Source organism: Sulfuricurvum sp. RIFOXYD12_FULL_44_77 (genome assembly GCF_001830725.1).
GTDB lineage: Bacteria > Campylobacterota > Campylobacteria > Campylobacterales > Sulfurimonadaceae > Sulfuricurvum > Sulfuricurvum kujiense_A.
The window spans coordinates 1-13,748 of record NZ_MIBU01000068.1; the positions used below are offsets into that span (position 1 = coordinate 1).

The 13,748-nt window shown below is 43.0% G+C and carries 18 protein-coding genes; 1 reads left to right on the forward strand and 17 read right to left on the reverse strand.

What is annotated here, in order from left to right; translation table 11 throughout:
- Window positions 1-124: 124 nt before the first annotated feature.
- The 4 genes from A2517_RS03210 to A2517_RS03225 are packed head-to-tail and all read right to left on the reverse strand — an operon-like array spanning window position 125 to window position 3,909.
- Window positions 125-862 (reverse strand): YaaA family protein, encoded by a 738-nt coding sequence (locus A2517_RS03210; RefSeq protein WP_294894067.1) that lies wholly within the window; start codon window positions 860-862, stop codon window positions 125-127.
- Window positions 862-2,013 (reverse strand): sodium:proton exchanger, encoded by a 1,152-nt coding sequence (locus tag A2517_RS03215; RefSeq protein ID WP_294894069.1) that lies wholly within the window; start codon window positions 2,011-2,013, stop codon window positions 862-864. Before A2517_RS03215 ends, A2517_RS03210 begins: the two co-directional genes overlap by 1 nt.
- 59 nt (window positions 2,014-2,072) lie before the next feature.
- Window positions 2,073-3,026: a magnesium/cobalt transporter CorA gene (gene corA, locus A2517_RS03220; RefSeq protein WP_294894071.1), complete on the reverse strand. Its 954-nt coding sequence runs from the start codon at window positions 3,024-3,026 to the stop codon at window positions 2,073-2,075.
- 4 nt (window positions 3,027-3,030) lie between these two features.
- Window positions 3,031-3,909: an SPASM domain-containing protein gene (locus tag A2517_RS03225; protein ID WP_294894073.1), complete on the reverse strand. Its 879-nt coding sequence runs from the start codon at window positions 3,907-3,909 to the stop codon at window positions 3,031-3,033.
- A gap of 12 nt (window positions 3,910-3,921) precedes the next feature.
- Between A2517_RS03225 and A2517_RS03230 the strand changes: the two genes are divergently transcribed.
- A complete protein-coding gene (locus tag A2517_RS03230; RefSeq protein ID WP_294894074.1) occupies window positions 3,922-4,245 on the forward strand; it encodes a co-chaperone YbbN in 324 nt (107 codons plus the stop codon).
- On the opposite strand, the gene A2517_RS03235 is transcribed toward A2517_RS03230, so the two are convergent.
- From A2517_RS03235 to rpsM, 13 genes are all read right to left on the reverse strand, one after another.
- Entirely contained in the window at window positions 4,229-4,981 is a 753-nt protein-coding gene (locus A2517_RS03235) for an RNA methyltransferase (protein WP_294894077.1), read from the reverse strand. The genes A2517_RS03230 and A2517_RS03235 overlap by 17 nt on opposite strands.
- Window positions 4,981-6,897 carry a transketolase gene (gene tkt, locus A2517_RS03240; RefSeq protein WP_294894079.1) on the reverse strand — a complete coding sequence of 639 codons (1,917 nt, stop codon included), beginning with the start codon at window positions 6,895-6,897 and terminating at the stop codon, window positions 4,981-4,983. The genes A2517_RS03235 and tkt overlap by 1 nt, the downstream gene beginning before the upstream one ends.
- Window positions 6,898-6,900: 3 nt before the next feature.
- Window positions 6,901-7,749, reverse strand: a complete 849-nt coding sequence (locus A2517_RS03245) for a polyprenyl synthetase family protein (protein WP_294894081.1) — start codon at window positions 7,747-7,749, stop codon at window positions 6,901-6,903.
- Window positions 7,750-7,792: 43 nt separating this feature from the next.
- A complete protein-coding gene (gene panD, locus A2517_RS03250; RefSeq protein ID WP_294894083.1) occupies window positions 7,793-8,158 on the reverse strand; it encodes an aspartate 1-decarboxylase in 366 nt (121 codons plus the stop codon).
- Between the two features lie 3 nt (window positions 8,159-8,161).
- Window positions 8,162-8,536 carry a (2Fe-2S) ferredoxin domain-containing protein gene (locus A2517_RS03255; RefSeq protein ID WP_294894085.1) on the reverse strand — a complete coding sequence of 125 codons (375 nt, stop codon included), beginning with the start codon at window positions 8,534-8,536 and terminating at the stop codon, window positions 8,162-8,164.
- A gap of 128 nt (window positions 8,537-8,664) precedes the next feature.
- A complete protein-coding gene (locus tag A2517_RS03260) occupies window positions 8,665-9,960 on the reverse strand; it encodes a UDP-N-acetylmuramoyl-L-alanyl-D-glutamate--2,6-diaminopimelate ligase (RefSeq protein WP_294894087.1) in 1,296 nt (431 codons plus the stop codon).
- Entirely contained in the window at window positions 9,950-10,543 is a 594-nt protein-coding gene (locus A2517_RS03265) for a hypothetical protein (RefSeq protein ID WP_294894089.1), read from the reverse strand. Before A2517_RS03265 ends, A2517_RS03260 begins: the two co-directional genes overlap by 11 nt.
- Before the next feature lie 48 nt (window positions 10,544-10,591).
- Entirely contained in the window at window positions 10,592-10,867 is a 276-nt protein-coding gene (locus A2517_RS03270) for a NifU family protein (protein ID WP_294894090.1), read from the reverse strand.
- 128 nt (window positions 10,868-10,995) lie between these two features.
- A complete protein-coding gene (gene rplQ / locus A2517_RS03275; protein ID WP_294894092.1) occupies window positions 10,996-11,346 on the reverse strand; it encodes a 50S ribosomal protein L17 in 351 nt (116 codons plus the stop codon).
- Between the two features lie 24 nt (window positions 11,347-11,370).
- Complete coding sequence (locus tag A2517_RS03280) at window positions 11,371-12,363, reverse strand: DNA-directed RNA polymerase subunit alpha (RefSeq protein WP_294894094.1); 993 nt, start codon at window positions 12,361-12,363, stop codon at window positions 11,371-11,373.
- Between the two features lie 23 nt (window positions 12,364-12,386).
- Window positions 12,387-13,013 (reverse strand): 30S ribosomal protein S4, encoded by a 627-nt coding sequence (gene rpsD / locus A2517_RS03285; protein ID WP_013461151.1) that lies wholly within the window; start codon window positions 13,011-13,013, stop codon window positions 12,387-12,389.
- An 11-nt stretch (window positions 13,014-13,024) separates the two neighbouring features.
- Entirely contained in the window at window positions 13,025-13,417 is a 393-nt protein-coding gene (gene rpsK, locus A2517_RS03290) for a 30S ribosomal protein S11 (RefSeq protein ID WP_013461152.1), read from the reverse strand.
- Window positions 13,418-13,428: 11 nt separating this feature from the next.
- A partial coding sequence (rpsM, locus tag A2517_RS03295; RefSeq protein ID WP_294894098.1) for a 30S ribosomal protein S13 occupies window positions 13,429-13,748 on the reverse strand: 320 nt, incomplete at its 5' end.

Sequence of the window (13,748 nt, forward strand, 5' to 3'; positions counted from 1 at the left end):
TGAACCCCGGGCCTATTGATTACAAATCAATTGCTCTAGCCAACTGAGCTATGCCGGCATTGGTGAAATGGAGCCGAAATTATATACACTCTTTCCTAAAATGTCAAGCCTATTTTAGAGAAACTCATACGATTGTATAAATAACCTCTTTTTTCTTTTTCGTCTCAACAATTTCGCTTAAAAATAACCCCTCTATATTCAAGGCCAATAGTTCTTGTATGGATCGGACTTGATGGAGAGCAGCTTCACGCAAAAGGGTTCCGCGATACGCTTTTGCCCAGTGACTTACCACTTTCCCCCCCTTGAGAAATTTCAAGGTGACACACTGTTTTCTTGGGATATAAAATTTGTCGTAATACCCAGCACGCAAATCTAAAATCTCATGATCTCCGATCATCTCATTTAATGCGTCACTAAAACCCTCTTTATAATGCTTGTCGGGTAGAAACGATCCGATGGAAGCACCTTGCTTAAGTTTGTAATCGGGAATAGCATCGCCCGCACGGATCGGTCCAAAAAGATTGGAGAAAATAATCGTATGGGTATCAATATAAGCTTGTGCTTGCAGTGTGAGTTGCGTATAAGTAAGATAATCATACGCTACCCCATCGTAGCGCTCAATCGCTTTCATAGTGGGTACTGTTGCAAAAGGGTGTTTGTACCGTCCGTACTCTTTAGTCTCTTTGATCCCGAAGAGTTCATACAACTCCTCATCAGAGCCTTGTTGTGTCAAGGTCTGATACTGTTCAATGACTGCGAGACGTTTCGGATAGAGTTCAGGGAAAAGGAGGCTTTGTTGTGTGAGAGGGGGGAGTATTCCCCCCTCCCGCTTCCCTTCGCTCGGTGAAAAAAGGATGATCATCAGTAATACGCAGCGATAATGGCATAGCTGAGGAAGAACATCATATGCGATGCCCCCTCAAAATAGTTGGTTTCCCCCTCATCGGTCGTTTTCCACACCAAAAGAATCGTCAGCAACAATGCACCGATTTGAAGCGGATTAAAATCGAGAGTCAAATTGATCCCTGAGAAGTAGGCCAACATCATCAAAATCGGTACCGTCAGGATGATCGATACCGTAGAAGCCCCCATAGCAATGTTAACAACGCGCTGAATCTGATCATTACGCGCGGCACGAACTGCCGTAAAGATTTCGGGAGAGACACTGATGATCGCAATAACCAATCCGGCCAATCCGGCAGAAATACCATACTCTTTAGCGATATGAACCCCTTCGCCCGCAAAGATTTCCGCCCCGAAAGCAATAATTGCGATAAAAAAGAAAATTACCCCGAAATTAAAAGCTGTACTGAGGTGCTCAAAAATATAGTCACTCGTCTCATTTTCATCGATCTCCGCGTCTTCCTCCTCTTGAAGCTTTCGTTTCAAACGGAAAAAGCGGCTACGTGCCGTTGCCTTAAAAAAATGGGTATGGGTACGGGTTTGAAAAATAAAAATGATGATATAGAAAAATAGCAATACCCCTGCGATCAAATGGCTGACTTGGGTTAAGGATTCACTTCCATGTTCGGTATGGCTCAACAGCCCCGGCACCAACAAAGCGCTCGATGCGACAAACAAGACGGTGCTGTAGGCGCTGGAGGTCTCTTTGTTGTGCTGCTGCTGCGTATAGGCCAATCCCCCTAAAAATACCGCAAGCCCTAAAAGTACATTTAAATCGACGATTACAGCGGAAATAATCCCCCCCTTAACCGTCTCTAATACTTCGGGAGAGTGTTTGACCTCCAACAAAATAACATACAGAAGGATGATTTCAACCGCTACGGCACTAAAAGTGAGAACAAAACTGCCATACGGTTCTTGAAGGCGTTCAGAGAGGATATCAGCCACTTCGGCAACGGTCAGGGAAAGGGCGGCAATACCGACCGCGGCGAACAGTGTCGCCATAAGAGAATCATGCTGTGCATGAAAAATAAAAGCAAGAGCAATAGAGATAATACCGATAAAAATATCCCAATAGTCTTCAATAAAATAGCGTATCCGCCTGTCCAAGTCTTTATCCTTATTATAAGAGAGTAATAGAAAGAATCATACCATAATCAATGATAGGATCAAATCCACCCTTTTCGTTTAAATATATATACCGGTAAAATAGATGAGATAATCATCATACCGATAGACATTAAATACCCATATTTCCAGTGAAGCTCAGGAAGAAGATCAAAGTTCATTCCGTATATGCTTGCTATCAAGGTTGGCGGTAGAAATACAACATTCACAATCGTAAACATCTTGATAACTTTATTTTGCTCAATGCTCAATACACCGACGAAAATATTTTGAAGGTAATCAAGCCTCTCAAAATTAAAATCGGTATAATCAATCAGCGATTTGATATCTTTTAGCATGATTGTAACATCATGTTTTAATGCATGTTTGTATTTACTGGATTTTAAAAAGGAACTCAATATTCGCTGCTTGTCGTTCAAATTTTCGCGAAGCTGCATATTCAGATCTTCCAATGAAGAGATTCGTTCCAAAATTTCTTCATCTTCATTGGTATAATCAGTCAAAACATGTTTTCGGACTCGAGTAATATCTTTTGATAACTTTTCAATAATATCTGCATCCGCATCAATTCTAATATCTAAAATTTGGCAAAAGATATCATATCCTGTCTCAAACTGTTTCGGAGTAGCGAAAAATTTTCGGTTAAATTCATCAAACGTATAAAGTGAAGTGTAGCGTATAGAGATCAATAAATCACGGTAAAGGATAAAAGAGACGGTTTCATTGTGAGAACTCTCAGGTCTGGTGACTAAAAAATAGCTGTTGATCTCAATCCGATCAGACTCTTCCCAGTAGCGTGAACTGATTTCAATCTCTTCCGTCTCTTGTTTGGTCGGAAATTTTATATTGAACGTATTCTCAATAAAAACGATCTCATCATACGTCGGCATCAGCATATCGATCCAAATAACTTTATCGATTACTTCTCCATCGAGTTCTGACATTGTATCGATAAACGCTATCGCATTTTCATTACGGACATAACATTTAATCATGAGCCTACTCCTCTTTGTTAAATCGCCCTTTATAGGAGCACTTTTGGCACAACTCTTCACTGCAGATTCCCTTGGAAAAACCGTCAGTTATCGCGGAAGAGCGTTTTGATGTCAGAATTTTACCCAAATTTGTCTCTCTAAGGTTACCCAGTTCCATAATCCCTTCTGAGTCCAAGCAACACGGTACTACACGACCATCCGATAAAATCCCTATTTGCTTGCTCAATCCTTGGCAATAGCCATCACCGACAAACGCATTCTCCAGATTCGGCCATTCAAAATAGTGATCAAAATGGAGCAGTATTTTGGAGGCCAATCGAATCGATTGGCGCTCTCCGCTAATCAAAGAGGCAATCATCCCCTCCGCCAAATCAAAATGGCTCTCCAAAAGTTCAGACAATCGTTCATTAAAAGCGTTCTCACTTCTCTCATCATCCAAATTCCAAAGTCTCAAATTGATAAAAAAATCGCTATTTGTGGAAAGTTTCTCATCACACAACTCTAAAATAGGCTCCATATAGCTTTCAAAGGTTCTTGAAACACTGTTTTTATTGAAACTGTTGAGAGAGATATTGATCTGCCGAAGAGAAGGGTGAAAAAGGGGTTTACGACGGATGGAATCGAGATAAAATCCGCTGGTGGTTATCATTACTTTTAATCCAACGTGATGCGCAATATCAAGATACTCTCCCACATTACTCAACACCATTGGATCACCCATCACATGGAGCGCAATTTCATTTGTATACGGAAATAACTCTTCGACTACTTTTTTAAAAAATGGGAGTTCCATCGTTGTGGACGGTTTTGTTTTCGGAGGGCAAAAACTGCATGAGAGTCCGCAAACATTGGTTATTTCAACATAAGCACGACTGAATTTCATTATAATCCTTTTATGCAAACCTTAGAACTACTCAACCAAACCCTAAATACGAATGATGCGGTCATGCTCTATTTTAGCGCACCCACCTGTAACGTCTGTCATGCCCTAAAACCAAAATTGGTTGAGGCGATTAGGACAGAATTTCCAACTTTTGTTATTGAAAGTATCGATATCGCTGAAACCCCTGAAATCGCATCCCATTTTACCGTTTTTACGATTCCTACGGTGCTTATCTTTTTTCAGGGACGGGAGTTTTTGCGAAAAAGCCGGCACATGAGTGTCGGAGAAGTTATTTCTGATATCCGCCGACCTTATTCCCTTATGGCAGGAAACTAACGATCCCTGCTGTTACGGCAACATTGAGTGACTCCACTCCGCGATGCATTTCTATCGATACACTGTGGGTCGAGGCACGCATCACCGCATCGCTGACCCCTTCAGATTCATTACCTAACACAAAAATAGCGCGAGACGGAATTTTCAGTGTATGAATATCTTCTTTGGCATGAGAGGAGAGGGTAATGATTGCCGTATCTCTCAGCCCTAAAATTTCAGACAAATCTTCACAATAATAGATCGGTATTTTAAACAATGTCCCCGCTGAGGCTTTCATCACCAAAGGAGAGAGCTTTGTGCTGTTGCGACGGGGCAGTACAATCCCGTCGATCTTACTCGCCGCAGCGGAACGGACAATCATTCCAAGATTTTGGGGGTTGTTGATCCCATCCAACGCTAAAAGGCGGAAAGAGTTCGGTAAATCGGTTTCGATATTGGCGGCACTTCGGTAATTGCGGGATACCACATCGATAGCAACCCCTTGATCTTGTGCACTGTTTTTAGAGATACGAGAAAGTGACTCTTTAGTGTGGTATTTGATCTCCACACCGCGCATCTCGGCTAACGCCATAATCTCTTCAATTGTCTCATCGGTGCGGTTGCTTTTGGAGAGATGAAGCTTATGGATCTGTACCGCATCATCACGCAATACTTCGACCGCGACATTGCGGCCGTACAAGGTAATCAGCGAATCAAAAAAACGCTTCTTCTCTAAATATTCAGGAGAATCCTGCATTAGATTTTTGCCGCAACGGCTTCCGCAGTAAATCCGAATTTCTCAAACAGTTTATCGGCCGGTGCACTCGCACCGAACCCATCCATCGCAATGACGGTATCGGCAAAACGGTACCATTCAAGACCTCGTGCCGCTTCAATCGCAACACGTTTTGTTCCTGTTTTGATAATAGTATCGATGTAACTTTGCGGTTGTTCCAACAATAAGTCAAAACACGGAACACTCACAACGTTAGCGGCAATTCCGCGTGATGAGAGGAGTTCGGCAGATTCGATTGCCAAACCGACTTCAGAACCCGATGCCATCAAGGTCACGGTTGCATCTTTACGTTCTACCAATAGGTATCCGCCGTTTTCAACATCTCCGTGAACCGCGGTAGGGAGCAACGGAAGATTTTGGCGTGAACAGACAAAGGCTGATGGTGAGTGTTTCATCGAAAGGGCTTTTTGCCAAGATTTGACATTTTCCACACCATCCGCCGGACGGTAGACGTAGAAATTCGGTAATGCTCTAAACTGACTCAAATGCTCGATCGGCTGATGGGTAGGGCCGTCTTCACCGACACCGATACTGTCATGCGTCCAAATAAAGAAGTGTTGGATACCGCTCAACGCCGCAATACGGGCGGATGGTTTTAGATAATCGCTGAAAACAAAGAAGGTTGCACTAAACGGCATAATCGGTCCGTATAATGCCATCGCATTTGTAATGGAGGCCATCGCGTGCTCACGGATACCGAAATGGATGTTTTTACCCTTAGGGAAATCACCCATATTGGCAAGTTCCGTTTTATTAGAGGGGCCGAGGTCAGCCGATCCACCTAAGAATCCCGGAATTGCTTTTGCAATCGCATTCAGAATAATTCCGTTTGTATTACGGGTCGCATCCGCTTTTTCGAAACTAGGCCATTGGATACGGCTGAAATCAGGGTTCATTAACTGCTCATACGCTTCATTTTGTTCCGAAAGCGGCAGCTCTTTAAGACGGTGATTCCACTCGCGTTCTGCTAGATCTCCTTTTTCTATAGCGCATCGGAAACGCTCTAAAATATCTTCTTCAACACAAAATGTCTTCTCAGGATCAAAACCTGCTGTACATTTAGCCGTTGTTATGACATCGTGTCCCAAAGGGGCACCGTGTGCATGGTGAGACCCTTCCATTTTACCGCCCCCTTTGGCGATAACGGTGTTGGCGATAATAAGTACTGGACGACTGATCGTTTTGGCTTGGGTCAATGCACTGTCGATTTCATCAAAGTTGTGTCCGTCAATCTCCAAGACTGCCCAGTTTTGAGACTCGAAACGGTCTCTCATATTTTCACTGAGACTGAGCTCAGTCGATCCCTCGATCGTAATACGGTTTGAATCGTAAATCAATACCAGATTATCCAATCCCATGTGCCCTGCGATGGAACACGCTTCGTAGCTGATCCCCTCTTCCAAGTCACCGTCACCGCACAAACAATAGACATTATGGTCGATCAATTCGGCCGTTTCCGAGTTAACTTTGTTTCCGACATATGCAGACGCCATCGCAAAACCGACGGCATTGGCTATCCCCTGCCCCAAAGGTCCTGTGGTGATCTCAATCCCTGCCGTGTGACCAAACTCAGGGTGTCCCGGAGTTTTGGAATCGAGCTGGCGGAAGTTTTGTAGATCCTTAATCTCCAATCCGTATCCCCACAGATAATAAAGGGAATAAATAAGCCCTGTCCCATGGCCGCCTGAGAAAACAAGACGGTCACGATTCAGCCATTTCGGATTTTTCGGATTGTGGTTCATGTGCTCAGAGAGAACTACGGCAATATCCGCTAATCCCATCGGTGCGCCCGGATGTCCTGAATTGGCTTGCTGAACCATATCTGCCGCTAAAAAGCGGATTGTATCTGCCATTTTTTGGCGCATTGCATTACTCATGATTTAGTCCTTGTGTCGGTTAATGTAGTGGTTAAGTGTTGGTGACAATTCACGCTGCAAATTCTCATCAAAACTTTCCATTCTTTGTGTTATTTTATCTGCTAAAGTATTCGCTTCTTCCATCGCCCGCTCAAAGCCAAGCAGCGTTACAAAACTATTTTTAGCTTCATCATTGTTGGTTGTTTTCCCCGCTTTTTCATCATCTTGGGTAACATCCAAAATATCATCTTGGATTTGGAACAACAGCCCCAAATCAATTCCGAAATCATATAATTCGTTCGCGATGTCAGAGCGTCCCACAATGAATGCTCCCATTTGAAGAGATGCAGCGATCAGTTTCCCCGTTTTATGAATATGGAGCATCTTCACTTGATCCAATTCGAGGCGGTAATTCTCAAAATAGCAATCAATCGCCTGACCCAAAACCATCCCCGCTACACCGCCGTTGTGAGCGAGGGAGTGAACTAATTTAACTATGACGCGATCGGAGAGCGGTGCATTGGAGAGTACTTCAAATGCATACGTATTAAGGGCATCTCCCGCTAAAATAGCGCTCACTTCATCATAGGTTTTATGCAGTGTCGGAATACCTCGTCGCAAATCGGCATTATCCATGGCAGGGAGATCATCATGAATCAAAGAGTAGGTATGAAGCAATTCAATCGCCAATGCCACATGGTAAGCACTTTGGGTTAAGAGGGGGTTATAGGCTCGAACAACCCCTAAAAGGAGAGCAGGACGGAATCGTTTTCCCCCTCCCGTGAGCATTTGACGTAAAGATAACTCATAATGGGGATGAAAACTTGGAACACTAGGAAGGTGTGATGCCAAAAACGCTTCAAACTGCTTCATATTTATCCCACTATTTTTTAGCGAAATAGTATCATGCGAGAGCTTATATCTTCTCAATTATGTCGGTGATAGCGTTCTCATCATCGACTAAAACGACGGTCGGTTTGTAGTTTTCAAGTTCCTGATCATTGTAGGTTGCATACGCAACGATGATGATTTTATCGCCTTTATGTACTTTACGTGCCGCGGCCCCGTTAAGGCAAATATCCCGCTGTCCCCGTTCGCCGAGAATAATATAGGTTGAAAACCGCTCACCGTTATTGATGTTAAGGATTTCAACTTTTTGTCCTACACGCATTTTAGACGCTTCCAAAAGCTCTTCATCAACCGTAATCGAGCCGACATAGTTAAGATTCGCATCCGTTACCGTAGCACGGTGGATTTTACTGTAAAGCATTTCGATCAACATTGCTTATCTGCCCATCTGCTTCATCATATCAGCCGGAGTGATCGGTGCATCCCACAATTCTGCAGGGATTACGTACTCTTGAACCACTTCGCCACCGATAATATGACGATCGATAATTTCGTTAATTTTCTCTTTTGTAAGCCCTGCATACATGACATGTCCCGGTTCAACGAGCATAATAGGTCCAACATTACAGCGATTCATACATGAAGTACGAATCGGCTGTACCGTAGCGATCAAACCTTTTTGCATCAATGTTTGTGCCAAATGCTGAAACAAATCCTGAGTTTGCGGATTGACACAACTCGGTTTTGGCATCCCGGGAGGGGAGCTTTGTTCACACTTGAAAATATAAAACGCCGGTTGTGGAAGACCCATCAGCTGCTCCTTATGGATTCGGTGAATATATTCACCGGAAAATAATTACGGCATTATAGCCAAAATAAACGCGTGGTTATTAAGCTCCACCATGCAGTCATACTCTTTAAGGGGAGCTTTAGGGCAATTTACATTTGTGCCAATAACTCTTTTGCAACACTACGATCATCAAAAGGGAGATGCTGATCGTAAATGATTTGAGACGTCTCATCCCCTTTGCCCAAAATCAAAACAACTTCATCTCCGCTGCGATCTTTGAGCGCTTGTGCTATGGCACTGCGGCGATTAACATCAACATAAACGTTGCTTTTGTCTTCAATTCCCGCCAAAATATCTTCGATAATAGTATCCGGATCTTCAAAACGGGGATTATCACTGGTAACATAAACTTTTTTGGCATAAGAACTGGCGACTCTACCCATCATAGGGCGTTTGGTTCGATCACGATCACCGCCTGCACCGAATACTACGAGCACTTCTTTCTCTTTAAGAGCATTGAGGACTTGTTCCATTCCATCGGGAGTATGGGCAAAATCAACAATAACAAGTGGATTTTCACTCACCACTTCCATCCGTCCGCTCACACCGCCGAAGTTCTCAACCGCATCGGCAATTTTCTCTAAGCTCTCTTCGGTCACCAAATGGACTGCCGCCATTGCGGCGGTAATATTGTAAAGATTGAAAAAACCGTGCAACGAAGAGGCAAAAGGGGTATGCTCTTCAAAATATTTTAAGACACCACTGACACCGTTATTGAGAGAATAAGCAATAATTTTATAGGTTGCGGGATTTTCAACACCGTAGGTAAAAGCATTTTTAAAATTGAACTGCGCTTTCGCCTCATCTTTGTTGATTAGTTTCTTTGTCTCGTCTTGAAAAAAGAGGTTTTTGATACGGGTGTACTCTTCAATACTCTCATGATAATCAAGGTGATCTTGGGTGATGTTGGTCAAAACTTTAAGACCGAATGTAATGCCGGCAATTCGCTCTTGCTCAATAGCGTGAGAGCTCACTTCCATAATAAAATATTCGCATCCTGCGGCAATCGCATGTGCCATATGCCGATAGGTATTAAGTACGCTCGGTGTGGTTAATGTTTTTCCCTCTACGGGAGCGTCATTCATAAAAAATCCGCGTGTCCCTTGCATCGCTGCTTTGTGCCCCAAATCGAGCATCAATGAGTAGATAGCACTCGCCGTTGTCGTTTTGCCGTTTGTTCCGGTAATTCCGATAACACATATCCGATCCAGCCCGAAAAGCTTCCAACACTCATCCGGAGTTATGATCGAGTGTGCACCGCGTGCAATCGCATCTTCTTTGTATCTCTCATTTTGTTTTGTAATTAAAAAAGCGCATTCACTGCCGCAATCACTCGAATTTTCACTTATGTATCGATAAGGCTGAGCTTCAATCTCAATTTTCAATGCTTTTCCCCTTGGCTAAACGTCGTAATAAATTGCGAAGCTGTCGATCGTTCGGATAGACACCAAGAGCGCTCTCAAGATAGCTCAGTGCCATCTCCTTATACCCATGATCGATCAAATTATCCAAAAAATCGACAAAATCCTCTTTTTCGGTAATAATGACTCGGGTTGAAAACATTATATTTTCAAAAATACGGTTAAAGTCATTATCACTTTCTACCAGCTCTTTAAATTCCGTATACATAATACCGTCTTCATACGCCAAACGCTGCTTCACGGTCTCATCAAACAACCCGGAAAGTTGTTCCATTGTTCCGTCCATCGTCTCTAAAATTTCAGAGATAATAATGTCCGCAGAATCGGTATCTTCACTTCGTAATATCGTATAGTAGTCAAAAAGTGCTTCTCCGGCACTCTCTCCGCTCATCGCCATATCGGATAGAATCGCACCGTTATACGCTTCTTTAGACTCCGGATAATCTTTAAGGGCTAAAGAGTAATCTCGAAGTGCTTCCGTGTATTGACCCGCCAAAAAATGTTCGTTTGCTTGTTTGAGGGTTTTTGTTAAATTGATTGTTTTCATTATTAATCCCTCCTCTTCTTCTATTAATATCGGCACAATCAGACTAAATTATAGTGCGTCGATTTGATGTTCCATACCGTGTGGTACATTGATGACGACCAATTCCGGATGAATATCCATCCGCAACTGACGTTCAACGCCGTATTTCAAAGTATTTCCACTGCTTGAGCATCCAATGCACGCACCTTGAAGTTGTACATATACTGTACCATTTTTTATACCTAAAAATGCTATATCTCCGCCGTCTAATGCAAGATTTGGACGTATTTTATCAATGACATTCCGAACCGGTTGCATCAATTCTTCATCACTAAATGGAATCATGGTTATCGTACCTTTTAAAGCTCAAATATGGCGTTATAGTATAAGAAGTGGACTAAACATGTACTAATGCAAATAGGGTAGTTTTCGAGTGAAGCTCGATTTAAGGGGTTGATGGGTTATTGAACTCGTTAAACGAGTTCAATGTATGCCATTGGTGTAGCATCACCACGGCGGATACGAGTTTTAACGATACGGGTATACCCGCCGTTGCGCTCAGTATATTTAGGGGCAACTTCATTAAGAAGTAATTTCGTCGCCTCTTTGTTTTGCAATACAGCAAACACAGCGCGGTGAGCGTTAGCATCACCGGCACGTGCAGTTGTAATCAATTTTTCAGCGAATGAACGAAGTTCTTTTGCTTTAATCAACGTAGTTTCGATTTTACCGTGTTCAATCAACGCAATGCTAAGGTTGGTCAACAAAGCTTCACGATGTGCGCTCGTTCGACCTAGCTTGCGGTATCCGTGACGATGTCTCATGATACTTCCTCTTTTATAGTAAGCTTATTCAGCTTCGATTTTCTTTTTGATTGCACCGATGAGATCATCAGCCAAATCTTGCCCGACAGTGTAACCGTATTCCGTGATTTTTTCTAAAATCTCTTCAAACGATTTTTTGCCGAGGTTTTTAACCTCTTTCAAATCATTTTGGCTCATCATAACGATTTCGCCGATGTATTTGATGTTTGAGCGATCCAAACAGTTGAAACTGCGTGCACTCAATCCAAGGTCTTCAATACGTGCACCCAAACGTTTAAGTTCAGGATGTTCGTCGCCACGCTCAGTTGCAGCAGGAGCTTTGATGCTCACTTCACTGTTAAACACAGCCATTTGAGCATACATTACTTCCAATGCATTTTTAAAAGCGTCTACCGGAGAAATTTGTCCGTCGGTAACGATATTGATAACCACTTTTTCAAAATTCGGGTTGTCTTCAACAAGAACGTTTTCAATAGCGTATGTTGCTCGGCGAACCGGAGTAAAATAGGCATCTAACGCAATGTATCCATCACCCAAAATATCCCGTACATCTTCGCTCGGAGCGTATCCGATACCTTGATGAATTTTAATGCTGAACGTTAACGTTGCATCTTCATTCAATGTAGCTAAGAATGAATTTGGGGTTACCACTTCGACATCATCATTATCCAAATCACTTCCATTGATTTCACAAGGGCCTGCAAAACTGTAAGTGATCTCTTTCTCTTTAAGACCGTTTTTCAACTTGAAACGGATCCCTTTGAGGTTAATGATGAAATCCGAAATGTCTTCGAGCATACCGCGCACTGAGTCAAACTCATGCTTAGCACCCTCGATTTTAATACCGATCGGTGCGAATCCAACCGAGCTGCTTAGCAAAAAGCGACGGATCGGATGGGCGAGTGAAACTGCAAATCCGGTTTCAAACGGATAAGCAATAATGTTCGCTTCGTTCGCGCTGATTTGCTCGACGACAAACTCTTTCGGAAGAAGCGGTGATGTCTTAATTTTTTTCATGCTGAACGCCCTTTCTTTAATGATTATTTCGAGTAAAGCTCGACGATTAGACGTTCTTCAACTGGAATAACAACCTCTTCACGCTCTGGAAGACGTGTGAAAATACCGAACGCTTTATCTTGATCGATGTCAACCCATGCCGCAAGACCGGTTTGGTTGGTCAACTCAATCGCGCGAACGATTTGGTTGTTCTTTTTACTTTTCTCGTGAATTTCTACTTTTTGACCCGGTTTTACGCGGTAAGATGGAATATCAACACGTTTCCCGTCAACCAATACGTGACCATGGTTTACCAATTGGCGTGCAAAACGACGAGTCGTTGCAAATCCCATACGGTAAACAACATTGTCAAGACGTTGCTCAAGAAGCATTACCAAGTTCGTACCGGTGTTACCTGTACGACGTTTTGCTTCACCGAACAATGAACGCATTTGTTTTTCGCTCAAACCGTACATGAATTTCGCTTTTTGTTTTTCACGAAGCTGTGTACCGTATTCAGAAATTTTTGTACGGCGTTGACCGTGTTGTCCTGGTCCGTAAGGACGTTTGTCAAGGGCACTTTTACCTGCAAGACGACGCTCACCTTTTAGTCCAAGGCTTACACCGAATCTTCTTTCGATTTTTTCTACGGGTCCTCTATATCTTGCCATTGCTAAACTCCTTAGACTCGTCGGCGCTTAGGCGCACGACATCCATTGTGTGGTAGTGGAGTAACGTCTTTCATGAAAGAGACACGTAGACCTTCAATCGCACCAACACTTTTAACTGCTGTTTCACGGCCAGAACCTGGACCTTGAACTTTAATTCCCACTTCTTTAATTCCGTGGACCATTGCTTTTTCCATCGCAGATTCTACTGCTTGTTGAGCAGCAAACGGAGTTGACTTTTTAGAACCTTTGAAACCAAGGGCACCAGCCGAACTCCATGCGATCATATTTCCCATTTCATCTGTTACCGTTACAAGGGTATTGTTGAATGAAGCCAAGATATGTACGATACCTCGAGCAATATTCTTCTTTACGATTTTTTTACGGGTTGCTTTTCTTTTTGCCATACTCTAATCCCTTACTTTGTGGCTGAGCCGACGGTTTTCTTTTTACCTTTGCGCGTACGAGCATTGGTTTTGGTTTTTTGACCACGGCATGGGAGACCTTTACGGTGACGAAGACCACGGTAAGAACCAAGATCCATCAACGCTTTAATATCCATAGCAACTTGTTTACGAAGGTCACCCTCTACAGCGATACCGCTGCTTCGGATCTCTTTAGCAAGCGTTGCCGCTTCATCTTCGCTGAGTTCGAATACACGCTTGTTGTAATCGAGCCCTGTAGCATCCAAAATTTTGCGTGAAGTATGTAAACCGATACCATAGATATAAGTTAATG